22 protein-coding genes (1 of these 22 only partly in view) are annotated in these 24,468 nt (G+C 64.6%); 10 read left to right on the forward strand and 12 right to left on the reverse strand.

Annotated features, from left to right (window positions below):
* Window positions 1-172: the beginning of a CBS domain-containing protein gene (locus tag H5V43_RS13450; protein ID WP_025550739.1), read on the reverse strand. The gene continues 257 nt to the left of window position 1, outside the view; 172 of the gene's 429 nt are visible here — the first part of the coding sequence; it begins with the start codon at window positions 170-172; its stop codon lies beyond the left edge, outside the window.
* 74 nt (window positions 173-246) lie between these two features.
* Between H5V43_RS13450 and H5V43_RS13455 the strand changes: the two genes are divergently transcribed.
* Both H5V43_RS13455 and H5V43_RS13460 read left to right on the forward strand, forming a co-directional pair.
* On the forward strand, window positions 247-546 hold the full coding sequence (locus H5V43_RS13455; RefSeq protein ID WP_025550741.1) for a hypothetical protein: 300 nt from the start codon (window positions 247-249) through the stop codon (window positions 544-546).
* Window positions 539-916, forward strand: coding sequence for an acyl-CoA thioesterase (locus tag H5V43_RS13460; protein ID WP_025550743.1), 378 nt, complete (start codon window positions 539-541; stop codon window positions 914-916). Before H5V43_RS13455 ends, H5V43_RS13460 begins: the two co-directional genes overlap by 8 nt.
* Window positions 917-1,018: 102 nt before the next feature.
* On the opposite strand, the gene H5V43_RS13465 is transcribed toward H5V43_RS13460, so the two are convergent.
* The 4 genes from H5V43_RS13465 to hisS form a co-directional block, all read right to left on the reverse strand.
* On the reverse strand, window positions 1,019-1,813 hold the full coding sequence (locus tag H5V43_RS13465) for a DUF4167 domain-containing protein (RefSeq protein WP_025550745.1): 795 nt from the start codon (window positions 1,811-1,813) through the stop codon (window positions 1,019-1,021).
* Window positions 1,814-2,131: 318 nt separating this feature from the next.
* On the reverse strand, window positions 2,132-2,959 hold the full coding sequence (gene prmC, locus H5V43_RS13470; RefSeq protein WP_025550747.1) for a peptide chain release factor N(5)-glutamine methyltransferase: 828 nt from the start codon (window positions 2,957-2,959) through the stop codon (window positions 2,132-2,134).
* Between the two features lie 118 nt (window positions 2,960-3,077).
* Window positions 3,078-4,169 (reverse strand): peptide chain release factor 1, encoded by a 1,092-nt coding sequence (gene prfA / locus H5V43_RS13475; RefSeq protein WP_025550749.1) that lies wholly within the window; start codon window positions 4,167-4,169, stop codon window positions 3,078-3,080.
* On the reverse strand, window positions 4,169-5,431 hold the full coding sequence (gene hisS, locus H5V43_RS13480) for a histidine--tRNA ligase (protein WP_025550750.1): 1,263 nt from the start codon (window positions 5,429-5,431) through the stop codon (window positions 4,169-4,171). The genes prfA and hisS overlap by 1 nt, the downstream gene beginning before the upstream one ends.
* Window positions 5,432-5,583: 152 nt before the next feature.
* On the opposite strand from hisS, the gene H5V43_RS13485 reads away from it, so the two are divergent.
* A complete protein-coding gene (locus H5V43_RS13485; RefSeq protein WP_025550752.1) occupies window positions 5,584-7,503 on the forward strand; it encodes a M61 family metallopeptidase in 1,920 nt (639 codons plus the stop codon).
* A 43-nt stretch (window positions 7,504-7,546) separates the two neighbouring features.
* On the forward strand, window positions 7,547-8,089 hold the full coding sequence (ppa, locus tag H5V43_RS13490; protein WP_025550754.1) for an inorganic diphosphatase: 543 nt from the start codon (window positions 7,547-7,549) through the stop codon (window positions 8,087-8,089).
* 179 nt (window positions 8,090-8,268) lie between these two features.
* Here ppa and H5V43_RS13495 read toward each other — a convergent pair whose 3' ends face one another.
* The gene (locus H5V43_RS13495; protein WP_025550756.1) at window positions 8,269-10,680 is read right to left on the reverse strand and encodes a ligase-associated DNA damage response DEXH box helicase; all 2,412 of its coding nucleotides are present in this window, start codon (window positions 10,678-10,680) and stop codon (window positions 8,269-8,271) included.
* Window positions 10,681-10,903: 223 nt separating this feature from the next.
* On the opposite strand from H5V43_RS13495, the gene H5V43_RS13500 reads away from it, so the two are divergent.
* Window positions 10,904-12,229, forward strand: coding sequence for a cystathionine gamma-synthase family protein (locus tag H5V43_RS13500; protein ID WP_025550758.1), 1,326 nt, complete (start codon window positions 10,904-10,906; stop codon window positions 12,227-12,229).
* Window positions 12,226-13,158 (forward strand): 2-hydroxyacid dehydrogenase, encoded by a 933-nt coding sequence (locus H5V43_RS13505; protein ID WP_025550759.1) that lies wholly within the window; start codon window positions 12,226-12,228, stop codon window positions 13,156-13,158. Before H5V43_RS13500 ends, H5V43_RS13505 begins: the two co-directional genes overlap by 4 nt.
* A 57-nt stretch (window positions 13,159-13,215) precedes the next feature.
* Here the strand turns inward: H5V43_RS13505 and H5V43_RS13510 are convergent, their stop codons facing one another.
* Entirely contained in the window at window positions 13,216-13,890 is a 675-nt protein-coding gene (locus tag H5V43_RS13510; protein WP_025550761.1) for an HAD family hydrolase, read from the reverse strand.
* A 99-nt stretch (window positions 13,891-13,989) separates the two neighbouring features.
* On the opposite strand from H5V43_RS13510, the gene H5V43_RS13515 reads away from it, so the two are divergent.
* From H5V43_RS13515 to H5V43_RS13530, 4 genes are read left to right on the forward strand one after another with little or no spacing between them, the layout of a single operon-like run.
* Window positions 13,990-15,099: an ABC transporter permease gene (locus H5V43_RS13515; RefSeq protein WP_025550762.1), complete on the forward strand. Its 1,110-nt coding sequence runs from the start codon at window positions 13,990-13,992 to the stop codon at window positions 15,097-15,099.
* Complete coding sequence (locus H5V43_RS13520) at window positions 15,099-15,947, forward strand: ABC transporter ATP-binding protein (protein ID WP_044660607.1); 849 nt, start codon at window positions 15,099-15,101, stop codon at window positions 15,945-15,947. The genes H5V43_RS13515 and H5V43_RS13520 overlap by 1 nt, the downstream gene beginning before the upstream one ends.
* Before the next feature lie 3 nt (window positions 15,948-15,950).
* Window positions 15,951-16,913, forward strand: coding sequence for an MlaD family protein (locus H5V43_RS13525; protein ID WP_044660606.1), 963 nt, complete (start codon window positions 15,951-15,953; stop codon window positions 16,911-16,913).
* A 7-nt stretch (window positions 16,914-16,920) separates the two neighbouring features.
* Window positions 16,921-17,535 carry an ABC-type transport auxiliary lipoprotein family protein gene (locus H5V43_RS13530; protein WP_128830854.1) on the forward strand — a complete coding sequence of 205 codons (615 nt, stop codon included), beginning with the start codon at window positions 16,921-16,923 and terminating at the stop codon, window positions 17,533-17,535.
* Window positions 17,536-17,598: 63 nt separating this feature from the next.
* On the opposite strand, the gene pepN is transcribed toward H5V43_RS13530, so the two are convergent.
* The 5 genes from pepN to mnmG all read right to left on the reverse strand — a co-directional run bounded on the left by pepN (window position 17,599) and on the right by mnmG (window position 24,464).
* Window positions 17,599-20,196: an aminopeptidase N gene (gene pepN, locus H5V43_RS13535; RefSeq protein ID WP_025551168.1), complete on the reverse strand. Its 2,598-nt coding sequence runs from the start codon at window positions 20,194-20,196 to the stop codon at window positions 17,599-17,601.
* An 83-nt stretch (window positions 20,197-20,279) separates the two neighbouring features.
* The gene (locus H5V43_RS13540) at window positions 20,280-21,182 is read right to left on the reverse strand and encodes a ParB/RepB/Spo0J family partition protein (protein WP_193666816.1); all 903 of its coding nucleotides are present in this window, start codon (window positions 21,180-21,182) and stop codon (window positions 20,280-20,282) included.
* Window positions 21,183-21,196: 14 nt separating this feature from the next.
* The gene (locus H5V43_RS13545; RefSeq protein ID WP_025551164.1) at window positions 21,197-21,979 is read right to left on the reverse strand and encodes a ParA family protein; all 783 of its coding nucleotides are present in this window, start codon (window positions 21,977-21,979) and stop codon (window positions 21,197-21,199) included.
* Complete coding sequence (gene rsmG / locus H5V43_RS13550; protein WP_025551162.1) at window positions 21,976-22,617, reverse strand: 16S rRNA (guanine(527)-N(7))-methyltransferase RsmG; 642 nt, start codon at window positions 22,615-22,617, stop codon at window positions 21,976-21,978. Before rsmG ends, H5V43_RS13545 begins: the two co-directional genes overlap by 4 nt.
* Window positions 22,614-24,464, reverse strand: coding sequence for a tRNA uridine-5-carboxymethylaminomethyl(34) synthesis enzyme MnmG (gene mnmG / locus H5V43_RS13555; RefSeq protein WP_025551160.1), 1,851 nt, complete (start codon window positions 24,462-24,464; stop codon window positions 22,614-22,616). Before mnmG ends, rsmG begins: the two co-directional genes overlap by 4 nt.
* Window positions 24,465-24,468: the final 4 nt, after the last annotated feature.

Raw genomic sequence — 24,468 nt, forward strand, 5'->3', positions numbered from 1 at the left:
GATAGACCAGGTCGCGTTCGGAAAAGATGCCGACCACCTTGCCGTCATCCACCACCGGGACGCAGCCGATCCGCCGCTCGGCCAGCAATTGCACCACCGACAGGACCGTGTCGCCCGATTGCGCCTGGACGACATCCTGTCCCTTGCGTTGCAGAATCGCCGCGATCGTCATGGTCCGTCTCCCTGCCTGCCGGCTAAATGCCTCAGTCCCTTGATGATCCCACTTTCACACTCCAAAGGAAAGGGATGACGCACAGACAAGGACTTGATGACCCGCAGGTCGCGCAGGTCGCATGGCGGCGGTTCCGCCGCATCATGGGATGGATGGCGCTGAGCGGCGCATTGTGCGTCGGGGCGGCGCTGCTCTTCCTGCGCTGGTGGGCGGGCCCCATGCCGATCCATATGGTCATCGCCACCATATTGGGCGTCTGGTTGACGTTCATGTTGGGGACGGGTCTGATGGCGCTGGCATTTTTGTCGAGCGGAACGGGACATGACGAACAGGTCATCGACCGGATGAAGGATGAGGTTTCCAGTGATGACTGACGAAAAGGGCGAAGTGGTGTTGCGCGTGGTGCCGCACATCACGGACATCAACGCCAATGGGCATATTTTCGGCGGCTGGGTGTTGAGCCAGATGGACATTGCCGGCGGCATCATCGCCGCCCGGATCGCCCGGGGCGCCGTAGCGACCGTCGCGATAGAGGGCATGACGTTCATTGCCCCGATCCTGCTGGGCGACATCGTGTCGGTCTATGCCCATGAGGAAAGGCGGGGACGGACATCGGTCGCCATCCGGATCGATGTCGTCGCGACGCGGGGACCGCAGGAGACGAAGGTCGAACTGACCAGCGGCCTGTTCACCTTCGTCGCTTTGGATGAAAATCACCGGCCGCGTCCGCTGCCCACTGCCTGATCCCGTCAAGGCCGAGCCGGAAGCATGAAAAAGGGGACAGCGCAGCGGCACTGTCCCCTTTTCTTGACGCTCGTCCCCCGCCCATCCGGGCGGAACCGGCGCCTATTCGGCGGCTTCAGCAGCAGGCCGGGCCCGGCGGGTGCGCTTGCGCGGGGCTTCAGCGGCAGGTTCCGCATCATTGTCGGCGCGCGCGATCGAGGGCGGCAGCACCGCCAGATCCAGACCGCCCTGGCCTTCCTCCTGCGCGGCCGCCGCCTTGCGCGGACGTCCGCGACGGGCGCGGGGAGCCTCAGCCTCGGGCTGCGATTCCGGAGCGGCCTGCATGGGGGCCGACGGCTGAGGCGCGGTTTCGGGCTGCCGCTGTTCCACGGCTTCCTCGATGGCCACTTCCTCTACCGGCGGCCGTTCCCGGCGCCGTTCGTTACGATCGTTACGGTCATTGCGATCGCGCCGATTGCGGTCGTTCCGGCCTTCGCGATAATCGCGCTGCTCGTCCCGACGGCGATCGAAGTCCTGCCCGCGGTCGCTCGCCTGATCGGCGCGCCCGTCCTCGCCCGCTTCGTCCCCGGCATCGAAATCGTCGAAATTCTCGTCGAAGCTTTCGTCGCGCGGGCGGAAGCGTTGCTGCTGCTCCTCCTGACGGGCGCGATTGTCGGCCAGCACGCGGAAATAATGATCGGCAAACTGCAGATAATATTCCGCATTCACCCGATCGCCCGCCATCTGGGCATCGCGCGCCATATTCTTGTATTTTTCAAGAAGCTGGGCCGCATTGCCGCGTGCGCGGCTGTCGATCCGGTTGCCATTGTCACCGCCGCCCCGATTGCCACCGTTGGGCCGGCCATTATTGTTGTTCCGGCCGCGATTCCGGCGACCGGCCTGCCTGTTGTTGATCAAGAGCTGATCCTTGCGTTCACTTTGCCATCATTCACGGAAAAACACTGTTCAGTCGCCATCCTTCAGCACGGCCTGACCATCAGGCCGGATAAGGCTCCGCCAGGCAGGGGCCGAGCGATCGGCCTATGCCCTTGACCTGCCAGAGGCGCCTGCGCAGCAGCGCCGTCGTGACTTTGAAGGAGCGGGAAAACGGCCTTTTCTTGTCGCGGCCCCACAGGGCAGATCCTCAGGATAGTGCCGTCCCTAAGCTCCATGTAGTGGCTTCCCGGCCATAAACCAAGCAATTTTAGCTTGTGCCGGCGCAAATCCTTCGCCGGGTCAGACGGATGGAGCCAAGGTTGCGATCAGGCAGCGGTCATGACCGGCGAGATCGTGGCGGACCCCGACGCTAAGTCCTTGATCGCCAAGCAGGGTGGAGACGCTGAGCCGTTGGTCGTAGCCGATCTCGATGGCGGCCATCCCGTCCGGCGCCAGCAGCCGGGGCAGCATCGGCGCGATCCGGCGATAGTCGTCCAGCCCGTCCGCGCCTGCGAAAAGGGCGCTTTCGGGCTCATGGAGGACGTCGCCCGCCAACGCAACGTCGCGGGCGATATAGGGTGGATTGATCAGGATCAGGTCGAAGGAGCCGTCCATTCCCTCCGCCCAGTCGCCCATCCGGAAATAGGCGCGTTCGCTGAGATCCAGCCGATCGGCATTGCCCCGGGCGACCGCCAGCGCCGCCGGGGAAATATCGACGCCCACCCCGCTTGCCTGCGGCCATTGGCTGAGCGCCGCAAGCAGCAGCGCGCCGGAACCGGTGCCGAGGTCGAGGATGCGGGCGGGACTCCGCGCGCCGAAATGGTCGAGAGCGGCCTCGATCAGCGTCTCGCTGTCAGGACGGGGAATGAGGACATCGGGCGTGACGCGCAGGCTGATCGTCCAGAAATCGCGCGCGCCGGTGATATAGGCGATGGGTTCGCCGGTCAGGCGGCGTTGGAGCAGCGCTTCGAAACCGGGCGGGACGCTGAGGTCGCGCTGGCGCATCAGCATCTCGTTGCGATCGATCTCCAGCGCATGGGCGAGGAGCAGTTCCGCGTCGAGGCGCGGGGTCGCGCTGATGAGGGCGAGGCGCTCGGTTGCCTGACGCAAGGCTGGAGCGACCCCCATATTTGTCATTCCCGCGAAAGCGGGAACCCATCTCCAGACGCTGCACCAAGTCGCAACTTATGGGAGATGGATTCCCGCCTACGCGGGAATGACGGATGGTGTTGAGAGGGCGACGGCATCACGCCACGCCATCCAGTTGGGCGAGGCGGGCGGCTTCGTCCTCCGCCACCAGCGCGTCGATGACTTCGGACAAGCCCGGTCCTTCGAGGATTTCGGGCAGGCGGTGCAGGGTCAGGTTGATGCGATGGTCCGTCACCCGCCCTTGCGGGAAATTATAGGTGCGGATGCGTTCGGACCGATCGCCGGAGCCCACCATCGCCTTGCGCGCACCGGCCTGTTCGCTCTGGGCGCGCTCGCGTTCCATCTCATACAGGCGGGCGCGCAGCACCTGCATCGCCTTCGCCTTGTTCTTGTGCTGGGATCGCTCGTCCTGCTGCGTCACCACGATGCCGGAGGGCAAGTGGGTGATGCGCACGGCGGAATCGGTGGTGTTGACGTGCTGGCCACCCGCGCCGGACGCCCGGTAGATGTCGATCTTGAGGTCGCTGTCCGCGATCTGCACATCGACCTCCTCCGGCTCCGGCAGCACCGCGACGGTGGCGGCGGAGGTGTGGATGCGTCCTCCGCTTTCCGTGACCGGAACGCGCTGGACACGGTGGACGCCGCTTTCGAACTTCAGCTTGGCGAAGACGCCGGTGCCGGTGACGCTGGCGACGACCTCCTTATAACCACCGACTTCGGAGGCGTTGGCGGAAATGAGTTCCATCTTCCAGCCCTGCGCGTCGGCATAGCGCTGATACATGCGGAACAGGTCGCCCGCGAACAGCGCCGCTTCGTCGCCGCCCGTCCCCGCGCGGATTTCCAGCATGGCCGGGCGCGCGTCGGCGGCATCCCTGGGCAGCAATTGCAGCGCGAGGGCGCGTTCGGCATCGGGCAACCGACTCTTGATCAGTTGCATCTCCTCCTGCGCCATTTCGCGCATCAGCGGATCGGAATCCGCATCCTCGCCGCCCGCCATATATTCGAGGGCGCTCAGTTCCTGGCGCAGCCGGCGGACTTCGTGCGCGGCCCTGGCCACCGGCTCGATCTCGGCATATTCCTTGGACAGCCGCACGAACTCCTCCGGCGCGAGGTCGGCACGCGTCATCGACGCCTGCACCTCGTCCCGGCGCGCTTCGATCTGCGCGATGCGTTCGGCGGAGATATGCATCAGCGCGTTGCCAGTTTCCCGATCAGCGCATCTAGGGCGACGGCTTCCTGTTCGCCCGTGCCGAGATTGCGGACGGCCGCCTCCCCCCGCGCCAGTTCGTCGTCCCCCAGGATCACCGCCCAGGCCGCGCCCGAAGCATTGGCCCGCTGCATCCGCTTCTTCATGTTGCCGCGATAGCCCATGTCGCAGGCAATGCCCGCGCGGCGCAGGTCGGCGATGATGCCGGTGGCCCTGACTTCGGCGGCTTCGCCCATGGGTATGACGGCGACGGTCGGGCCGGCAATCTCCGGCATATCCACCAGCATCGCCAGCCGCTCGATCCCCGCCGCCCAGCCGACCGCCGGGGTCGAGGGGCCGCCGAGATTCTCGATCAGCCCGTCATAGCGCCCGCCGCCCAGCACCGTGCCCTGCGCGCCGAGCCGGTCGGTGATGAATTCGAACGCCGTGTGGCGGTAATAATCGAGGCCGCGCACCAGCCGGGCGTTGCGCTCCCACGCCACGCCCGCCGCGTCGAGACCCGCCGTCACCTTCTCGAAAAAGGTCCGCGCTTCCTCGGTCAGATAGGCGTCGATGTCCGGCGCGCTGTCCGCCACCGGACGGTCGCGTGGGTCCTTGCTGTCGAGGATGCGCAGCGGATTGCGGTGCAGGCGATCAAGGCTCTCTTCCGAAAGCTGATCCCGATGCGCCTCGAAATGCGCGATCAGCGCGGCGCGCCACGCTTCGCGGCTCGGCCCGTCGCCCAGCGTGTTGAGGTTGAGCGTCACGCCTTCCGATACGCCCAGTTCGCGCAGCAACTGGTCGGCCAGCACCAGCAGTTCCACGTCCGCGCCCGGCTCACCCGCGCCGATGATCTCCGCGTCGAGCTGGTGGAACTGGCGGAAGCGGCCCTTTTGCGGACGCTCGTAGCGGAAGAGCGGGCCGTGGGTCGCGACCTTCAGCGGCGCATATTGCTGCCAACCCTCGGTGATATAGGCGCGGGAAATGCCTGCCGTGAATTCCGGGCGCAGGGTGATGCTGTCGCCGCCGCGATCCTCGAACGTGTACATTTCCTTGGAAACGACGTCCGTACTTTCGCCCAGCGACCGGGCGAACACCGCCGTCGATTCGAACACCGGCACTTCCACCCGCTGGAATCCGTAGAGCCTGCGCACCCGGTCGAAGGTCGCGACCACATGGGCGAAACGTTCCTGAAACGCTTCACTCGTGCCGCCCAGCATGTCCTGCGTGCCGCGCACCGGGCGCGGGGTTTCGATCTTCGCCATGGGGCAGCGCCTTTAACGATAAAGACGGCTCAAGGAAACGCGCTTTTTTGTCGTAAAATATGCCAAGAAGAGTTGGGGGTGGACGAGAGCGGAATGGCTCGCCATGCTGTTGTTATACGGTCGTTCGACCGCACGCTTTTTCGGAGATGTTCATGATCCGCAGCCTTGCTGCCGCCCTTTTCCTTTCCACGGCGATCGCAACCCCGCTGATCGCGCAGGATGCGATCCGCTCCAAACCTACGGCGCTGCCGGTCGACTATGCCGCGCCGGCGCCCAAGGATGCGCCCTATCCCGGCGGCACGATCAGGCTGGAGGTCGACGCCACCGATACGGTGCAGCGCATCTTCCGGGTGAAGGAAACCATCCCCGTCGCCGCAGCCGGTCCGATGACGCTGCTGATGCCGCAATGGCTGCCGGGCAACCATGCGCCGCGCGGACAGATCGAGAAGCTGACCGGCCTCAGCTTCACGGCCGACGGCAAGCCGCTGGCGTGGAAGCGCGATCCGCTCAACGTCTATGGCTTTGTGATCGACGTGCCGCAGTGGACGAAACAGGTCGTCGCATCCTTTCAGTTCCTGTCCGCCACCCAGCCCAATCAGGGCCGCGTCGTCGTCACGCCCAAGATGCTCAATATCCAGTGGGAGTCGGTGTCGCTCTATCCGGCGGGCTATTATACGCGGCAGATTCCGATCCAGGCGACCGTGACCTATCCCGACGGCTGGCAGGCCGCGACAGCCTTGCGGGGCAAGAAGACCGGATCGACCGTTGCCTATGAGACGATCGACTATGAAGCCTTGCAGGATTCGCCGGTGTTCGCGGGCCTTCATTTCAAGCCCGTGGACCTGGGCCATAATGTGACGCTCAACATCGTCGCGGACGATGCCGACGAACTGGACGCCAAACCCGACCAGATCGCCAGGCACAAGAAGCTGGTCGATGAAGCGGGCGCACTGTTCGGCACCTATCATTTCGACCATTATGACTTCCTGTTCGCCATCACCGACGAGATGGGCGGCATCGGGCTGGAGCATCACCGGTCGTCGGAGAATCAGGTCGAGCCGGGCTATTTCAAGAAATGGGGCGACGGCGATGCGCTGCTGGACCGCAACCTCTTGCCGCATGAATTCACCCATAGCTGGGACGGCAAGTTCCGCCGTCCGGACCTGCTGTGGACACCCGATTTCAACGTGCCGATGCAGGACAATCTGCTGTGGGTCTATGAAGGGCAGACGCAGTTCTGGGGCTATGTGCTGGGCGCGCGGTCCGGGCTGTTCTCCAAGCAGGAAACGCTGGACGCCTATGCCCATATCGCGGCCAAGCTGGATACGGCGCGGGGCCGCGAGTGGCGGCCGATGGAGGACACCACCCATGATCCCATCATCTCCGCCCGCCGTCCCAAGGGCTGGTCGAGCTGGCAGCGGTCGGAGGATTATTACAATGAAGGCCTGATGATCTGGCTGGAAGCGGATGCGATCATCCGCCAGCAGACCAGGGGCGCCAAGGGCCTGGACGATTTCGCCAGGGCCTTTTTCGGCATCAATCCGGGCGATTGGGGACAGGTCGTCTATAATCGCGGCGACGTCATCAAGACGCTCAACGCAGTCGCGCCCTATGACTGGGCGGGCTTCTTCCAGAAATATGTCGACAGCACGACCAGGGAGACACCCAAGGGCGGCTTCACGCTGGGCGGCTACAGGCTGGTCTATGGCGACACGCCGGGGGCCATCACCAAGGCGGTCGAAGGATCGGGCAAGTTCACCGACCAGAGCTTCGGCATCGGCATGATCGTCAAGAATGACGGCGAGATCAGCAACGTCGTCTGGGACAGTCCGGCCTTCAAGGCTGGCCTGGCGACCGGATCGAAGATCCTCGCGATCAATGGCGATGAATATTCGGGCGATGTGTTCAAGGCGGCGATCAAGTCCGGAAAGCCGCTCCAGATCATAGTGAAGCAGGACAAATATTATCGCACTTTGACCCTCGCATATTCCGGCGGCCTGCGCTATCCGCGCCTCGAAAAGACAGGAGAGGGTGAAGGCAGCCTGGACCGGCTGCTGAAACCGAAAACATAATCACCCGTAGCGCCAACGCGTATCGAAAAAGGCTTGAAGTCCCATGAATATCGAACTGATCCCGGTGGGCGACGATCCGCCCAACAGCCTGAATGTCATCATCGAGGTTCCGGTCGGTGGCGAGCCCGTCAAATATGAGTTCGACAAGGCGTCGGGCGCGCTGTTCGTGGACCGCATCCTGCATACGCCGATGCGCTATCCGGCCAATTACGGCTTTGTGCCGCACACGCTGTCGCCCGATGGCGATCCGCTGGACGCGCTGGTCATCGCCCGCTCGCCCTTCATTCCCGGCGCCGTGGTCGCGGCCCGCCCGATCGCCGTGCTGAACCTGGAGGATGAAGCGGGCGGCGACGAAAAGCTGGTCTGCGTGCCGGCGGATTCGGTCTTCCCCTATTATTCGAACGTTGGTGAGAAGGACGACCTGCCCGGCATCGTCATGGAGCAGATCGAGCATTTCTTCACCCACTATAAGGATCTGGAAAAGAAGAAGTGGGTGCGCATCGGCACCTGGGGCGGCGCGGAAGACGCCAAGCGCATCACCCTGGAAGCGATCGAACGCTACAAGGCTGAGAAGCAGGCCGCCTGAAGCGCTGCGAAATACTGAACGAAAGAGGGGCCGCGTAGCTTATCTGCGCGGCCCCTCTTCATTTTGTCTGATCCATGAAGCGCCGTGCGTTGGAATCGGTGAAGATGGCCGTCCGCTGCGCCACTCCCCAAAGACAGAGGCGATGAATGCCGTAATGACCGGCTGCCTCCACCACCCATTCAATCCGGGCGCATGGCTTCCGCAACAAGGGCTTCGGCCTCGATGAGCAGGGCATCCTCCACCTCATGCTGGGCGACCTGCTCGCGTCCGATGAGGATCAGCACGGGGACGGCGAGCGGGCTCACCCGGTCGAGATTGACATGCAGCATGGTGGCCGATGCGCGGTCGATCAGGTCGCCCAACCGTCCCACGTCGGTCATCCGTGCGCGGGCATCGGCCCACGCCGCCTTCAGCAGCAGATGATCGGGTTGATATTTGCGCAGCACGTCGTAGATGAGGTCGGTCGAGAAAGTGACCTGCCGACCCGTCTTGCGCTTGCCGGGATGCTGGCGCTCTATCAGGCCGGAAATGACGGCCACGTCGCGAAAGGCGCGCTTGAGCAGGCTCGACTGTTCGACCCATTCGATGAATTCATGATCCAATATGTCGGCCGAAAAGAGGCTCTGCGGGTCCGTGATCGGCTTCAGCCCATAGACGGCCAGCGCATAGTCGTTGGAAACGAAGCCCATCGGCATCAAGCCCTGCGCATCCATGCGGCGGGTCAGCAGCATGCCCAGCGACTGATGCGCGTTCCAGCCTTCGAAACTGTAGCAGACGAGATAGTGCCGCCCCTCATGCGGGAATGTCTCGATCAGCAATTGCCCCGGTTCGGGCAGGGCCGAGCGATATTTCTGCACCTCCAGCCATTCGCGCACATCGTCGGGAAAGCGGGACCATCGCTCCGGTTCGGCCAGGAAGTGGCGGACGCGGTCGGCCAGCCGCGTGGACATGGCCATGCGCGTGCCGCCCCAACTCGGGATGCGTGCCTGCCTGGACGTCGCGCGGACGATGAGGTCGGTGCTGTCCATACGGACCACTTCCAATGCGGTGCCGGAAAAGAAGAAGCAGTCGCCGGGGCTCAAGGTGGCGGCGAAGCCCTCCTCCACCGTGCCGAGCTTGCGCCCATTGGCGAAGCGGACGGCGAGCGCGGGCTGGTCGACGATGATGCCGGCGTTGAGGCGATGCTGCTGGATGAAGCGCGGATGGGAGACGCGCCATAGACCGTCAGGTCCAAGCGTCAGCCGCTTGAAGCGGTCATAGGCGCGCAGGGCATAGCCGCCGCCCTCGATGAAATGGAGGACATTGGCAAAGGCTTCCTCCGTCAACGCGCCATAGGGGGTGGCCGACCGGACTTCCGCCAGCAGATCTTCCGCCCGAAAGGGCGCTGCGCAGGCGAGGCCCATGACATGCTGGGCAAGGACGTCCAGGCTGCCCGGACGGAAATCGTCGGTGTCGCGCTCGCCCGCCTCCACCGCGTCCAGCGCGGCGCGGGCTTCGAGATATTCGAAACGGTTGCCGGGGATGAGGATCGCCTCGGACGCCATGTCGAGGCGGTGATTGGCCCGCCCGATGCGCTGGAGCAGGCGCGAACTGCCCTTGGGGGCGCCCATCTGGATCACGCAGTCCACATTGCCCCAGTCGACGCCGAGATCGAGCGAGGCGGTGGCGACCAGCGCGCGCAGCCTGCCGGCCGCCATCGCCGCCTCCACCTTCCTTCGCGCTTCGATGGAAAGGCTGCCATGATGGATGGCGATGGGCAGGTTCGCCTCGTTCACCGACCAGAGTTCCTGGAAGATCAGTTCCGCCAGGCCGCGCGTGTTGCAGAAGACCAATGTCGTGGCGCGGCGCTCGATCTCCTCCATCACCTGCCGGGCGGCATATTTGCCGGAGTGCCCGGACCAGGGAATGCGCCCTTCGGGGATGAGGATGGCGACATGGGGATCGGCGCCCGCCTCTCCCAAGACCGGAGTGACGGCGCCGATGTCCCCGTCCGGGGCCAGCCAGGCCCGATAGGCGTCGACATCGGCGACGGTCGCCGACAGCGCCACGCGGCGAAGGCCCGGATTGATGCTCTGGAGGCGGGACAGGGAAAGGTTGAGGATGTCGCCGCGCTTTTGCGTGGCGAAGGCGTGGACCTCATCGATGATGACCGTCTTCAGGCCTGGGAACATCAGGAAGCTGTCGGGATAGCTCAGCAGCAGCGACAGCGATTCCGGCGTGGTGAGCAGGATTTGCGGCGGGCGCGCGCGCTGGCGCGCCTTGCGGTCGGAAGGGGTGTCGCCGGTGCGGGTTTCCACCCGGATCGGCAGGCCCATTTCCTCGATGGGCGTCAGAAGGTTGCGCCGCACGTCGACGGCGAGCGCCTTGAGGGGCGAGACATAGAGGGTGTGGAGACCCTCACCGGGATTTTCGATGAGGTCGGCCAGGGCCGGCAGGAAGCCGGCGAGGGTCTTGCCCGCGCCGGTGGGCGCGACGAGCAGCGCGTGGTCGCCGGATCGGGCAGCGCTCAGCATGTCGATCTGGTGGCGGCGGGGCGCCCAGCCGCGTGACGTGAACCATTGCTCCAGCGGTTCGGGTAGGCGTTGGTTCATGGGGAGGATGTAGGATGAGAAGACATAAACGTCATCCTGTTCAACGCTACCTCGCCTCAAAACGCTCCGCGCTCCTGCGCAGGAATATGGAGCGCATAGTAATTTAACTTTGGTTTCATGAAATAATCTAACAATCCGCTCTGGCTCCTTCCCCCCCGAAAGCGTTACACTCCCTGCCATCGCAGCGGCGCAACAGACGCCGCAAACATGCAGGAGATCATCGATGACCGGCGAAACCGAAGCCGACCTCACGGGCGCGGAACCCACGCGCAACCGCCGCCGCCCCAAGCAACCGATCATGGAAATCGAAGGCCGCAAGCTGAAGCCCGCGACGTTGATGATGGGCCATGGCTATGATCCCACTCTGTCCGAAGGCTCGCTGAAGCCGCCGATCTTCCTCACCTCCACCTTCGCCTTCGAAAGCGCCGCAGCGGGCAAGCGGCATTTCGAGGGGGTGACTGGCATCCGCCCCGGCGGCGCCGAAGGCCTCGTCTATTCGCGCTTCAATGGGCCAAATCAGGAGATTGCGGAGGACCGGCTGTCGGTCTGGGAAGAGGCGGAGGACGCCCTGCTCTTTTCCAGCGGCATGTCCGCCATTGCAACGACCTTGCTGGCTTTGGTGCAGCCGGGCGACGTGATCGTCCATTCGGCGCCGCTCTATGCCGCGACCGAATCGCTGATCGGACGCATCCTCGGCAAGTTCGGCGTGCAGTGGCTGGATTTCCCCGCGGGCGCGAGCGAGGAGGAGATCGGCGCGGTGATCGACCGGGCCAAGGCGCTGGGCCGCGTGGCGCTGATCTATCTGGAAAGCCCGGCCAATCCGACCAATGTCCTCGTCGATCTGGAGGCGGTAGTTGCGCGGCGCGACTTTTCCTTCGCAGGCGAAGAATATCGACCGCCCATCGCCATCGACAATACTTTCCTGGGGCCGCTCTGGCTGCATCCGCTGAGCCATGGGGCGGATCTCGTCATCTACAGCCTCACCAAATATGCAGGCGGGCACAGCGATCTGGTCGCGGGCGGGGTGCTGGGGTCCAATACGCTGATCAACACCATCCGGCTGATGCGGAACACCATCGGCACGATCCTGGACCCGCATTCCGCCTGGATGCTGCTGCGGTCGCTGGAGACGCTGGAACTGCGCATGAGCCGCGCGGGCGAGAATGCGGCCAAGGTCTGTGCCTGGCTGAAGGACCAGCCGCAGGTGGAGAAGGTCGTCTATCTCGGCTTTCCGGAGACCGAACGACAGGCGGACATCTACCGCCGGCATTGCACGGGCGCAGGATCGACCTTCTCGCTTTACCTGAAGGGCGGCGAGGCGGAGGCCTTCGCCTTTCTGGACGCGCTGAAGATCGCCAAGCTGGCCGTCAGCCTGGGCGGGACAGAGACGCTGGCGAGCCATCCGGCGGCGATGACGCATCTGTCCGTCCCCGTCGAACGCAAGAAGGCGCTGGCGATCAGCGACAATATGGTGCGCATCTCCATCGGCTGCGAGGATGCGGAAGATCTGATCGCGGACTTCGCCCAGGCCTTGCGGGCGGTGGGATGAGGGAAGCGCGCCCCGTGATCCTGGTGGCGCAGCCGCATCTGGCGCCGCTGCTGGACGTGCTGGCCCCCGATTATGACGTCATGGCCTTGTGGGAGGAGAGCGGGCAGGCGCGGCTGGCGGAGGCCGAAGCGCTGGTGACGGCGGGCGAGTTCCGGCTCGACCCGGCGATGCTGGAGCGGATGGCGGCGCTGCGGCTGATCGCCTGTTTCACCGTGGGCTATGACGGGGTGGATCTCGACCGGGCACGGGCGCGCGGCGTGGCCGTGACCCATGCGGGGGACGCCAATGCGGCGGATGTCGCGGATCATGCCCTGGGGTTGATCCTCGCGCACCGGCGGCAGATCGTGCTGGGCGACCGGCAGGTGCGGTCGGGTGAATGGAGCGCGGGCGCGAAGATGCTCACCCGATCCATGGCGGGCGCGGGGATCGGCATCGTCGGCATGGGGAGCATCGGGGTCGCCTTGGCCGAACGGGCCGGGGCGATGCGGATGAGGGTCGGATGGTGGGGGCCACGAGACAAGCCGGAACTGCGCTGGCCACGGGCGCAAAGTCTGGCGGCGCTGGCGCGGGACAGTGACGTCATGGTGGTGGCGGCCAGGGCGACCGAGGAGAATCGCGGGATGATCGATGCGTCCGTGATGGACGCGCTGGAACCACAAGGGCTGCTGGTGAATGTCGCGCGGGGGCAATTGGTGGATGAGGATGCACTGATCGCGGCTCTGCGCGAGGGACGGCTGGGCGGAGCGGCGCTGGACGTGTTCGAGAGCGAGCCTACGCCCGCGGCGCGCTGGGCCGATGTGCCGAATATCGTGCTGACCCCGCATACAGGCGGCGCGACCTATGAGGCGGTCGGGCGGATGCGGGACATGCTGTTGGCGAATCTCGCCGCGCATTTTGCCGGGAAGGCGCTGGTTTCTCCGGTGATTTAACGGCGCATCATGCTCCTGCAAAGGCTGGAGCACGTCATCCTATGCCGCCATCGAGCCTTACGCCCAGTCCACCCGTTTCCATCCCCGTTCCGCCGCCAGCTTCGCCAGCGGCTTGTGCGGATTGGACGCGAAGGGAATATCCGCGAACTCCAGCATGGGCGCGTCGGACACATGGTCGGAATAGGCGCGGATATGCGCCTGCGTGCGGTCGATCGCCTCGGCCGCCATCCACGCCTTGATCATGCGCAGCTTGCCGGTGTCGTAGCAGTTCTCGCCCGCGATCCTGGCGCGGACATAGCGCAGATCCTGCGAGAGATGATCGGTCGCGATCACCGCATCGAAGCCCAGCCGCCGGGCAATCGGCTCGACATAAAGGCGGTAGGAGGCGGTAGCGAGAACCAGCCGATAGCCGTCCGCCCTGTCCTTCGCGATCTGCGCCAACGCGCCCGCACGGACATTATGGGCCACCACCTTCGCCGCATAGCTTTCCACATGCGGCATCAGCCGGGCACGCTCGACATTATGGCCGATCATCAGCGCCTGGTTCATTTCCTTCAGCCGCTGCCGGCTGATCAGCTTCAGCACATAGGCCAGCATCAGCAGGACGACGCCGGGAAACAGCGCCAGACGCCACGGCGCCATGCGTTTCGCGACATGCACCAGAAAGCCGGTATAGGTGCCGCTGAAGGTGACCGTGCGGTCCATATCGTAGATTGCGAGCCTGTGCGTCATGCCATGTCCGAAACTTTTTGCGGTGCCCCTTCGTTTGATCGTGCGGATGGGCCGTTTCGGCTTGCCGTGCAACCGATAATGGACCACACCACCGCCTTGATGAACAAAGCCGCTGATCTTGCTCAGGAAGTCCGCGACGGCGAGACGGTCATTCGGCTTTCGGGCAATATGTCCATCGCTTGCCTCAACCATCTGCCCGACCGGCTGGAAGCGATAGAGGGTCCGGTCGACACCATCGACCTGTCGGGCGTGGAACATATGGACACGATCGGCGCCTGGGTGCTGCACCGCACGATCAAGCGCTGGAACTGCAAGATCACGGGCGACAAATGCGATGCGGAACGGCTGATCGCGGCGGTCGGCCGCGTCGATGAACCGGTCAACATCCGCCCCGACTATGTGCCGCCCTGGCAGCGCGTCGTCGGCCAGATCGGGGAAGCGGTGGTCAATGCGGGCAGCACCATGCTGGGCCTGCTCGGCTTTTTCGGCGGAACGCTGGTGGCCACGTGGAACGTCATCCGCCATCCCAGCCGGTTCCGCATCAACGCGGTGGTCCAGCGGTTCGAGGTGGTGGGCGTCTCGGCGCTCGGCATCATCGGCCTGATGAGCTTCCTGATCGGCATCGTCATCGCCCAGCAGGGTTCGGTGCAGCTCCGCCAGTTCGGCATGGAGATGCTGACGATCAACCTGGTCGGGCGCCTCACCTTCCGTGAACTCGGCGTGCTGATGACAGCGATCATGGTCGCGGGCCGGTCCGGTTCCGCCTTCGCCGCGCAACTGGGGACGATGAAGCTGACCGAGGAGGTCGACGCCATGCGCACCATCGGCGTGTCGCCCATGGAGGCGCTGGTGCTGCCGCGCACGCTGGCCGTCGTCGTGATGATGCCGCTGCTCGGCTTTTATTCCTCCATCGTCGCAATCGTCGGCGGCGGGTTCCTCTGCGCCGTATCGCTCGACATTCCGCCGATCACCTTCGTCCAGCGGCTGCGGGAGGTGGTGCCGATCCACGACCTGTGGGTGGGGCTGATCAAGGCGCCCGTCTTCGGCGTCATCATCGCGCTCGCCGGCTGCTTCCAGGGCATGCAGGTCAAGGCCAATGCCGAGGAAGTGGGCCTGCGCACGACGTCGGCGGTGGTGCAGGCGATCTTCCTCGTCATCGTGCTCGACGCCTTTTTCGCCGTCTTCTTCACCTGGGTGGGCTGGAACTGATGACGCCCGAAGAAGCGATGAGCGCGGAGGAAGAGCGGGTCGAAAAGGCGCTGGAGCGCGATGATGTCGCCATATCGGTCCGCAACCTGCGCAACAGCTTCGGCGACCAGGTCGTGCATGAGGGGTTGAACCTCGACGTGCGCAAGGGCGAGATATTGGGCGTGGTCGGCGGGTCGGGGACAGGCAAGTCGGTGCTGATGCGCTCCATCATCGGCCTCCAGACCCCCGATGAGGGCGAGGTCCACGTCTTCGGGGAATCGATGATCGGCCGGCTGGACGATGAGGCGCTGGCGATCCGCAAGCGCTGGGGCGTGCTGTTCCAGGGCGGCGCGCTGTTCTCGACGCTGACGGTCGCGGAGAATGTCGAGGTGCCGATCCGCGAATATTATCCGAACATCGGCCCCAAGCTGCGCGACGAGATTGCCGCCTACAAGATCCGCATGACCGGCCTGCCCGCCGAGGCGGGCCCCAAATATCCCGCCGAACTTTCGGGCGGGATGAAGAAGCGCGCTGGGCTGGCGCGCGCGCTGGCGCTTGATCCCGACCTGCTGTTCCTCGATGAACCCACGGCCGGGCTTGATCCCATCGGCGCGGCCGCCTTCGACGACCAGACGCGCAAATTGCAGCAGACGCTGGGCCTCACCGTCTTCCTCATCACCCATGATCTCGACACGCTCTATTCGATCTGCGACCGGGTGGCGGTGCTGGCGGACAGGAAGGTGACGGCGGTCGGCACCATCGATGAGCTGCTGGCGACCGATCATCCGTGGATTCAGGAATATTTCAACGGCCCGCGCGGGCGCGCCGCGACGGCGGCGGTCGCTCGCGAAAAGGACAAGAGGCGATAGGATATGGAAACCCGCTCCAACCATGTGCTGGTGGGCACGGTCACGCTGCTGCTGCTGGCGGCGATCATGATCGCGGCTTTCTGGTTCTCGCGCCTCTCCCAGGGCGACAATATGGAATATGACATCTTCTTCAAACAGTCGGTCAACGGCCTCGCCAAGGGATCGAGCGTCAACTATTCCGGCGTCCCGTCCGGTCAGGTCGAGAAGATCGAGCTGTGGAAGCGCGATCCCAGCTTCGTGAAGGTGCGCATTTCGGTGAAGGAAGGGACGCCGATCCTGCAAGGGACCACCGCGACCATTGCCGGGGTGGGCTTTACCGGCGTGTCGGAAATCGTGCTGGACGGCGCGGTCAAGGGCGCGCCGCCGATCACCTGCCCGGCGGAAAACCCCCTCGCCTCCTGCCCCGATGGCGTACCGGTGATCCCGACCAAGCCGGGCGCGCTGGGCGAGCTGCTCAACAACGCCCCGCAATTGCTGGAGCGGCTGTCGACGCTGACCGAGCGGCTGACGGAATTGCTGAACGACAAGAATCAGCAGTCCATCGCCGGCATATTGGCCAATGTGGAGCGGATTTCCGGCTCGCTGGCCGACCGCAGCCCCGAAATCGCGGCAACGCTGGCCGAGGCGCGCATCGCCGTGCAGCGCACCGGCATCGCCGCCGAACAGATCGGCAAGCTGGCCGCGTCCACCGACGCCATGGTGAATGATGAGGGCCGTCCGCTGCTGGCCGACCTGCGCAAGAGCATCCAGTCGGCCACGCGCAGCATCGACACGCTCGACAAGACCATTGCGGAGGCGCAGCCGGGCGTCCACGCCTTCAGCAACCAGACCATGCCGGAGGTGAACCAGTTGGTCCGCGACCTGCGCGAAATGTCGCGCTCCTTCCGCGGCGTGGCGGAAAAACTGGATCAGCAGGGTGCGGGATCGATCGTCGGATCGCCCAAATTGCCTGATTACAAGCGATAAGAGGGACATGATGATGTTTCACAGGAAACTTGGCCTGATGCCCGTGGCCCTCGGCGCATCGATGCTGGCCGGCTGCGTGTCCTTCGGCGGCAAGCCGCCCGAACGGCTGCTGTCGCTCAGCGCCGCGCAGAAGGTCGCCCCGGGCACGCTCCGCAGCGCATCGGCGGGCGCATCCATCACGGTGGCCGATCCCGAAGCGCCCAAGATGCTGGATACGGTGCGGGTGCCGGTGATCACCTCCCCCACGTCGGTCGCCTATGTGACGAAGGTGCAATGGGCGGACACGCCGCGCCACCTGTTCCAGAAGCTGCTGGGCGAAACCATCGCCGCCACCAGCAACCGCATCGTGCTCGACCCCGGCCAATATTCCGCCGACGCCGGGCAGCGGCTGATGGGCGAGCTGGTCGATTTCGGCGTGGATGAGGCGAGCAACAGCGCGGTCGTGACCTATGACGCGATGCTCACCGGGCCGGGCGGCACGGCCATCGCCAAGCAGCGCTTCACCGCCAGCGCGCCGATCGGGGGCAAGATCGACGCCAGCAGCGTGGGCGCTCCGCTCAATGCCGCCGCGAACAAGGTGGCGGCGGATGTGGCCGCCTGGCTGGCGACTTCGGGAAGGTAGGGCGCCGTTCCTGGCCGTCATCCCAGCTTTCGCTGGGGTGGCGCGCAGGGTGGAAGGACGTCTTTACTCCAAACTCTTGCTTACCTGCTCCGTCACATCCTTCGACAGTCCCGGCTCAAGCAGGATGCGCTGCAATTCCGCCCGCATCAGCGCAGCGCGTGGTTCATCGAACCGTTTCCAGCGGCCGAGCGGCGGCACCAGCCGGGCGGCGGTCTGGGGGTTCAGCTTGTCGAGCGCGATGATGCAATCCGCCACCAGACGATAGCCCTTGCCCGACGGGTGATGGAACGCCCATTGATTGCCTGCGAAGGCGCCATAGAGCGCGCGCACCCGGTTGGGGTTGGTCAGGGTGAAATCCTTGTGCCTGCCCAGTTCCTCGACCAGATCGACCGTATCGGGATGGAAGGCGAAGGCCTGGGTCTGGAACCATTTGTCCAGCGTCAGCGCATCGTCGCGATAGCGGTTGTAGAAGATGTCGAGCGCCGCTTCCCGTTCCGCGCTGGTGCCGTTCGCCAATGTCGCGAGCGCTGCCTGCCGCTCGGTCATATTGTCGGCCTCGCTGAACTGGCCGAAGGCGACGGTCGGACCATCCACCGCGCCGGAAGCTGCAAGATAGAGCAGCGCCGTGTTGCGCAGCTTCCTGGCGCCCTTGGCGGCTGACGACAGGGCGAAGGCATTGGCCCGGGTCCGGGCGTGAATATCGCGCCAGAGCGGCTCCAGTTCGGCGCCGATGCGCCGTTGCAGCGCATCCCGCGCCGCGTGGATCGCGTCGGGATCGACCACCGCCATCTGATCGCCCAGATAGGCTTCGCTCGGCAGGCGGATGGCCTCCGCGACGAAGGCGGGGTCGAGCAGCGGATCGGTGGCGGCGTTGCGGATCGCGGCGATCACCGCATCCTCATCGACCGCCTGCCCGCCGATCCGGCCGACCAGCACATTCACCATGAGTTGCTGCATCGCCTCATAACGGGCGAAGGGATCGTCGTCATGGGCCGAGAGGAAGGCAAGATCGGCCTGGCTGCGATTGGTTTCGACAATGACCGGGGCGGAAAAGCCGCGATTGATCGAAAGGATGGGCGCGGTCGTCCAGCCCTGGAAGGTGAAGCTCTGCCGCGCTTCGGTCAGCATCAGCAGCTCATCGCCCCGGTTCTCACCCGTTTCCGGATCGAACAGAGCCGTGCGCAGCGGGATGGCCATGGGCCGTTTTTCGGGCTGGCCCGGCGTGGGCGGGACCGTCTGCTCCAGCAGCAATGTCACGCTGCGCGCAACCGGGTCGTGGGTCAGCAGGGCGCGGACATGAGGCGTGCCGGCCTGCTCATACCAGAGGCGGAACTGGCCGAGGTCGATCTCTCCCCCCTCCTCCATCGCCCGCACGAAATCCTCGCAGGTCGCTGCCTCGCCATCATGCCGGTCGAAATAGAGGTCCGTTCCGGCACGGAAGCGCTCCGGACCCAGCATCAGCGCCATCATTCGGATCAGCTCCGCGCCTTTATTGTAGATGGTCGCGGTGTAGAAGTTGCTGATTTCCATGTAGGATTCCGGACGAACCGGATGGGCGAGCGGTCCGCTGTCCTCCTGGAACTGCGCCGCGCGAAGGATTCGGACGTCCTCGATCCGCTTGACCGCATGCGATCCCATGTCGGCGGAGAAATTCTGGTCGCGGAAGACGGTGAAGCCTTCCTTCAGGCTGAGTTGGAACCAGTCGCGGCAGGTGACACGATTGCCCGACCAGTTGTGGAAATATTCATGCGCCACCACCCCCTCGACGCCGTCATAGTCGATGTCGGTCGCGGTTTCCGGATCGGCCAATATGTAGCGTGAATTGAAGATGTTGAGGCCCTTGTTCTCCATCGCCCCGAAGTTGAAATCGGCAACGGCGACGATGTTGAACACGTCCAGATCATACTCACGGCCATAGACGCGCTCGTCCCAGGCCATGCTGTTCCTGAGCGCCTGCATCGCATGGGCGGTGCGGGGCAGATCCGCTTCCCTGACCCATATGCCCAGTTGCACCTCCCGCCCGCTCATCGTGACGAAGCGGTCGGCATTGCAGGCAAGGTCGCCGGCGACCAGCGCGAACAGATAGCAGGGCTTGGGAAAGGGATCGTTCCAGCGCGCCCAGTGGCGGCCGCCGGGCAACTCTCCCTGCTCGACGGGATCGCCATTGGCGAGCAGCACCGGGTAGAGCGCCTTGTCCGCCGCCATGCGCACCGAATAGCGCGACAGCACATCGGGCCGGTCGGGGAAGAAGGTGATGCGCCGGAAACCCTCCGCCTCGCATTGTGTGCAGAGGAGGCCGCCGCTGGCATAAAGCCCCATCAGTTTGCTGTTGTCCTGAGGCGCAATCTCCACGAGCGTTTCAACTATATGAACGGCGTCGGGAAGCGCGATGACCAGCGCGCCGCTGTCCATCGACCATTGGTCCGGGGCGAGCGGGTTGCCATCGACCCTGATCTCCAGCGGCAGGAGGCCGTCGCCATCCAGTTTCAGCGGCCGGTCATGATCGCCATTTCGCGTGACCGACAAGGTTGCATGGACGCGCGTTGCAGCGGCGTCGAGATCGAAATCCAGCGCGATGTCGGGAACAAGCCAGTCCGGCGGCCGATAGTCCTCGCGACGGACGATATGGGGCACGGTAAGGGAGGAGGAATTGTCTGCCATGCGTGCAGGCTAGGCAGTTGAGGGGGAAAAGACCAGTGGCCGCCGCGCCTAAATGCGTTGGCCGCCGGTCCTTTGGCGAAGCTTCAGATACGCTCGCCCGAGAGGCGCTGGCACAGCATGTCCAGTTGGTCGAGCGTCGAATAATGCAGCGAAAGCGTGCCGTTGCCGCCTTGCATATAGTCGATGTCGACCTTCACCCCCAATATGTCGGCAAGATGCTGCTCCAGAGCCGCGATGTCGGGATCGTTTTCCCTCGGGGCGGCCGCCCGTCTGCGGCCCGGCGCGTCATCGCCCTTCTTCGCGCGGCGCACCAGTTGTTCCGTATCGCGAACCGACAGGCCCTTGGCTTCCACGGTGCGGGCCAGATTTTCGCAGTCCGGCGCGCCGATCAGCGCACGGGCATGGCCCATGCTGAGCTTTTGTTCGATCACCTGCTGCTGAACGGGCGCGGGCAGATCGAGAAGGCGCATCAAGTTCGCGACATGGCTGCGCGACTTGCCGACCAGACGGCCCAGCGCTTCCTGGCTGTGCTGGAACTCCGCGATCAACTTGCGATAGGCTTCCGCTTCTTCGATCGGGTTGAGGTCTTCGCGCTGGATATTTTCGATAAGGGCGATTTCCAGCGTTTCCGCCTCATCGAAATCGCGCACGATGGCAGGGATGCGGTGAAGCTGGGCGCGCTGGGCCGCGCGCCAGCGACGCTCGCCCGCGACGATCTGGAAACCGCCGCCATGGGGCCGAACGATGATCGGCTGGATGACGCCCCGCTTGCCGATGCTGTCCGCCAGTTCCTGCAACGCGCCCTCATCGAAATGGCGGCGCGGCTGTTCCGGATGGGGCTGGATCAGCGCGACTTCGATGCTCTGGATCGCCTTGGTGGACGGCGGCGTGGCCGCCGTCGGCGCGACGGGTTCTTCCCGCGCCACGTCTCCCAACAGTGCCGACAGCCCCCGGCCAAGGCCGTGGGGGCGCTTCACCGACTTCATGGCATTTTCGTTATTCAAGCAGCAACCTCCTGCCGGGGCAGGCGCGCGATCAACTCACGCGCCAGACGCATATAGGCTTCCGATCCCGAGCAGCGGAAATCGTAGATCAGGGCCGGCACGCCGTGGCTGGGCGCTTCCGACAGGCGGACATTGCGCGGGATGACCGTGGAAAAGACGAGATCGCCCAGACAGGCCCGCACATCGTCGGCAACCTGATCCGTCAGGCGATTGCGGCGGTCGTACATGGTGAGCGCCACGCCCATGATCGACAGGCCGGGATTGAAGCGGCCACGAATCCGTTCCACTGTCTGGAGCAGTTGCGAGAGCCCTTCCAACGCAAAAAATTCACATTGCAGCGGCACGAGCAGCGACTGCGCCGCGACCATGGCGTTGATCGTCAGCAGGCCGAGCGAAGGCGGGCAGTCAATAAGGCAGATGTCCCAACGGCCCGGCTGGGCTTCGGCGAGGACCCTTTCCAGCCGATGCGTCCGCTCCTCATATTCGATCAGTTCGATCTCCGCGCCCGACAGATCCTGTGTCGCGGGAACGATGTCGAGCTTGGGAACCCGCGTGCCGAGAACCGCATCCTCAAGCGCGCAATTGCCGAGGAGCAGGTCGTAGCTCGACTGGACGCGATCCGATTGGTTGACGCCGAGTCCGGTGGACGCATTGCCCTGAGGATCGAGATCGACCAGCAGCACGCGAAGACCAGTGGCCGCCAGACCTGTGGCCAGATTGATGGCGGTCGTGGTTTTTCCGACGCCGCCCTTCTGATTGGCAATGGCAATACGGATCATCCTCGGGCTTTCCTCCTGACGGATCGGACCGCCTCCGCGACGATGATGGCGCTGTCGGCATCGGTCACGCTGCGTTCCACGTGGAACGCACCTTGCCATGATCGAGTCGCCGCCTCCAGTTCATTCTGCGCATTTCGTCCTTTTGGAAGCACCCAAATGGTTTTTTCATCGGCCAGATGATGCGCGGATTCGAGCAGCCGGGGCAGAGGCGCATAGGCGCGGGCGCTGATGATGGCTGCCGCCGAAGCGGGAACGGTCTCTACCCGACCGCCAAAGACCTGGGCATGGGAGAGGCCAAGCTCTGCGATGACGTCGTTCAGAAAGTCGATCCGCTTGCGCCGGGACTCCACCAGTTGGATGGGGCGTTCATGGAGGATCGCAATGACTATGGCCGGCAAGCCGGCACCCGAACCCAAGTCGACCCACCTGCCCTGCCCGGCCTTCGCCGCCAAAGGCAGGAGTTGCGCGGAATCGACAATGTGCCGTGCCCATATATGGGCGCGGGTCGATTCAGCGATCAGGTTCTGCTGCTCCATCTCGCTCAGAAGGATCGCAACATAGCTCTCCAGCCGCTCCCATGTTCCACGTGAAACATCGAAGCGAGCCTGCAACCATTGCCGTGCTTCTTCTTCCGTCACGCGGCGCGCCGCCTGACGTGAACGAGAAGGGCCGCCAGTGCCGCGGGCGTTATGCCGCGAATGCGCCCAGCCGCCGCAAGCGTATCTGGCCGCGCCAGATCCAGTCGTTCGATCATTTCCGTCGAGAGCCCGCCGATAGAAGCGAAGTCGAAATCGGCCGGAATAGCGACACGTTCATTGCGGCGCATCTCCGCAATCTCCGCCTCCTGCCTTTCCAGATAGGGCGCATAATGCGCGTCTTCCAGAATCTCGTCGCGCAGGTCGGCGGATGTTCGGGCCAATGCCGGCGCGAGTGCGAAGAGCAGATCCTGCCCCACCTCCGGAAATCTCGCCCATTCGAACAGGGTGCGGCGCGCGCCATCCTGCCGGACGGATGCGCCCGATCTGGCCATTTCAGTAGCCGAGAAGGAACGGCCTAGTTCTTCTTCCACGAGCGAGCGCTGATCGGCGCGTTCCGCATAATAGGCGGTCCGTTCTTTGCCGAGCACCCCATGATAGATACCGAGCGGGGCCAATCGGCTGCCCGCATTATCGGCGCGCAGCCGCAACCGATATTCGGCGCGGGCTGTGAGCATGCGATAGGGCTCGGTCACGCCCTGCAGGACCAGATCGTCGATCATCACGCCGATATAGCTGCTGGCCCGATCCAGAATGAGCGGTTCCTCCGCCTTGGCCTTTGCTGCGGCATTGATTCCGGCGATCAGGCCTTGAGCCGCCGCCTCTTCATAACCGGTCGTGCCGTTGATCTGCCCCGCGCAGAAAAGACCGGGGATGGCGCGCACTTCCAAGGTCGCATCCAGGGCGCGGGGATCGATATGGTCATATTCCACGGCATAGCCGGGCACGACGATTTCGGCCTTTTCCAGACCCGCCATCGACCGCACCATAGACAGTTGCACATCGGCGGGAAGCGAAGTGCTGATCCCGTTGGGATAGACCAGATGGTCGTCCAACCCCTCCGGCTCAAGAAATATCTGATGCCCGTCGCGATCGCCGAAGCGAATCACCTTGTCCTCGATCGATGGGCAGTAACGCGGCCCCCTGCCCTCGATGGCGCCGCTGAACAACGGCGAACGGCCCAGCCCTTCCCGGATGATCGCATGGGTGCGTTCATTGGTGCGCGTAATGGCGCAGCTCAATTGCGGCAACAGCCGCGCCGGCGACATGGCGGACATGGTCCATGCCGCCCCATCGGAAGGCTGCGCCTCAAGCCGCGCCCAATCGATGGTGCGGCCATCGATTCTGGGAGGGGTTCCGGTCTTGAGCCTTCCAACCGGCAGGTCCAGTGCGCGAAGCTGAACCCCCAAAGCCGTCGCCGCCCGCTCCCCGGTACGCCCGCCCGCCTGCGTCTCTTCCCCCCGGAAGAGCTTGCCGCCCAGAAATGTTCCCGTCGCGAGCACCACGGCGGGCGCCTTGAGCATCCGTCCGTCGGCCAGGGACAATCCGGCGATGGCTCCGCCCGTCAGGATCAATCCGATGGCTTCTCCCTCCACGATCTCCAGTCCGGGCTGGGCGTCGAGGAGGCGGTGAATCTCGGCGCGATAGCGTTTGCGATCCGCCTGAATGCGCGGGCCCTGAACCGCTGCGCCCTTGCTGCTGTTGAGCATGCGGTAGTGAATGGCAGCGGCGTCGGCAGCACGGGCGATCAAGCCGTCCAGTGCGTCGACCTCCCGCACCAGATGGCCTTTGCCCAGACCGCCTATGGCCGGATTGCAGGACATGGCGCCTACCGTCGCTCTGTCGAAGGTCAATAGCGCAACCGCGGCCCCTTTGCGCGCCGCTGCGCCTGCCGCTTCGCAGCCTGCATGGCCGCCGCCGACCACGATCACATCATAGCTTGTTCGCATGCGC

The sequence above is a fragment of the Sphingobium fuliginis genome, from assembly GCF_015074805.1.
Taxonomy (GTDB): domain Bacteria; phylum Pseudomonadota; class Alphaproteobacteria; order Sphingomonadales; family Sphingomonadaceae; genus Sphingobium; species Sphingobium fuliginis.

Bases quoted from the DNA above. Each gene is read 5' to 3' on its own strand.
- H5V43_RS13455 (WP_025550741.1), top strand. From the start codon at position 247: ATGACGCACAGACAAGGACTTGATGACCCGCAGGTCGCGCAGGTCGCA.
- H5V43_RS13460 (WP_025550743.1), top strand. From the start codon at position 539: ATGACTGACGAAAAGGGCGAAGTGGTGTTGCGCGTGGTGCCGCACATC.
- prmC (WP_025550747.1), bottom strand. From the start codon at position 2,959: ATGGGGGTCGCTCCAGCCTTGCGTCAGGCAACCGAGCGCCTCGCCCTC.
- prfA (WP_025550749.1), bottom strand. From the start codon at position 4,169: ATGCATATCTCCGCCGAACGCATCGCGCAGATCGAAGCGCGCCGGGAC.
- hisS (WP_025550750.1), bottom strand. From the start codon at position 5,431: ATGGCGAAGATCGAAACCCCGCGCCCGGTGCGCGGCACGCAGGACATG.
- H5V43_RS13485 (WP_025550752.1), top strand. From the start codon at position 5,584: ATGATCCGCAGCCTTGCTGCCGCCCTTTTCCTTTCCACGGCGATCGCA.
- ppa (WP_025550754.1), top strand. From the start codon at position 7,547: ATGAATATCGAACTGATCCCGGTGGGCGACGATCCGCCCAACAGCCTG.
- H5V43_RS13495 (WP_025550756.1), bottom strand. From the start codon at position 10,680: ATGAACCAACGCCTACCCGAACCGCTGGAGCAATGGTTCACGTCACGC.
- H5V43_RS13500 (WP_025550758.1), top strand. From the start codon at position 10,904: ATGACCGGCGAAACCGAAGCCGACCTCACGGGCGCGGAACCCACGCGC.
- H5V43_RS13505 (WP_025550759.1), top strand. From the start codon at position 12,226: ATGAGGGAAGCGCGCCCCGTGATCCTGGTGGCGCAGCCGCATCTGGCG.
- H5V43_RS13510 (WP_025550761.1), bottom strand. From the start codon at position 13,890: ATGACGCACAGGCTCGCAATCTACGATATGGACCGCACGGTCACCTTC.
- H5V43_RS13515 (WP_025550762.1), top strand. From the start codon at position 13,990: ATGAACAAAGCCGCTGATCTTGCTCAGGAAGTCCGCGACGGCGAGACG.
- H5V43_RS13520 (WP_044660607.1), top strand. From the start codon at position 15,099: ATGACGCCCGAAGAAGCGATGAGCGCGGAGGAAGAGCGGGTCGAAAAG.
- H5V43_RS13525 (WP_044660606.1), top strand. From the start codon at position 15,951: ATGGAAACCCGCTCCAACCATGTGCTGGTGGGCACGGTCACGCTGCTG.
- H5V43_RS13530 (WP_128830854.1), top strand. From the start codon at position 16,921: ATGATGATGTTTCACAGGAAACTTGGCCTGATGCCCGTGGCCCTCGGC.
- pepN (WP_025551168.1), bottom strand. From the start codon at position 20,196: ATGGCAGACAATTCCTCCTCCCTTACCGTGCCCCATATCGTCCGTCGC.
- H5V43_RS13540 (WP_193666816.1), bottom strand. From the start codon at position 21,182: ATGAAGTCGGTGAAGCGCCCCCACGGCCTTGGCCGGGGGCTGTCGGCA.
- H5V43_RS13545 (WP_025551164.1), bottom strand. From the start codon at position 21,979: ATGATCCGTATTGCCATTGCCAATCAGAAGGGCGGCGTCGGAAAAACC.
- mnmG (WP_025551160.1), bottom strand. From the start codon at position 24,464: ATGCGAACAAGCTATGATGTGATCGTGGTCGGCGGCGGCCATGCAGGC.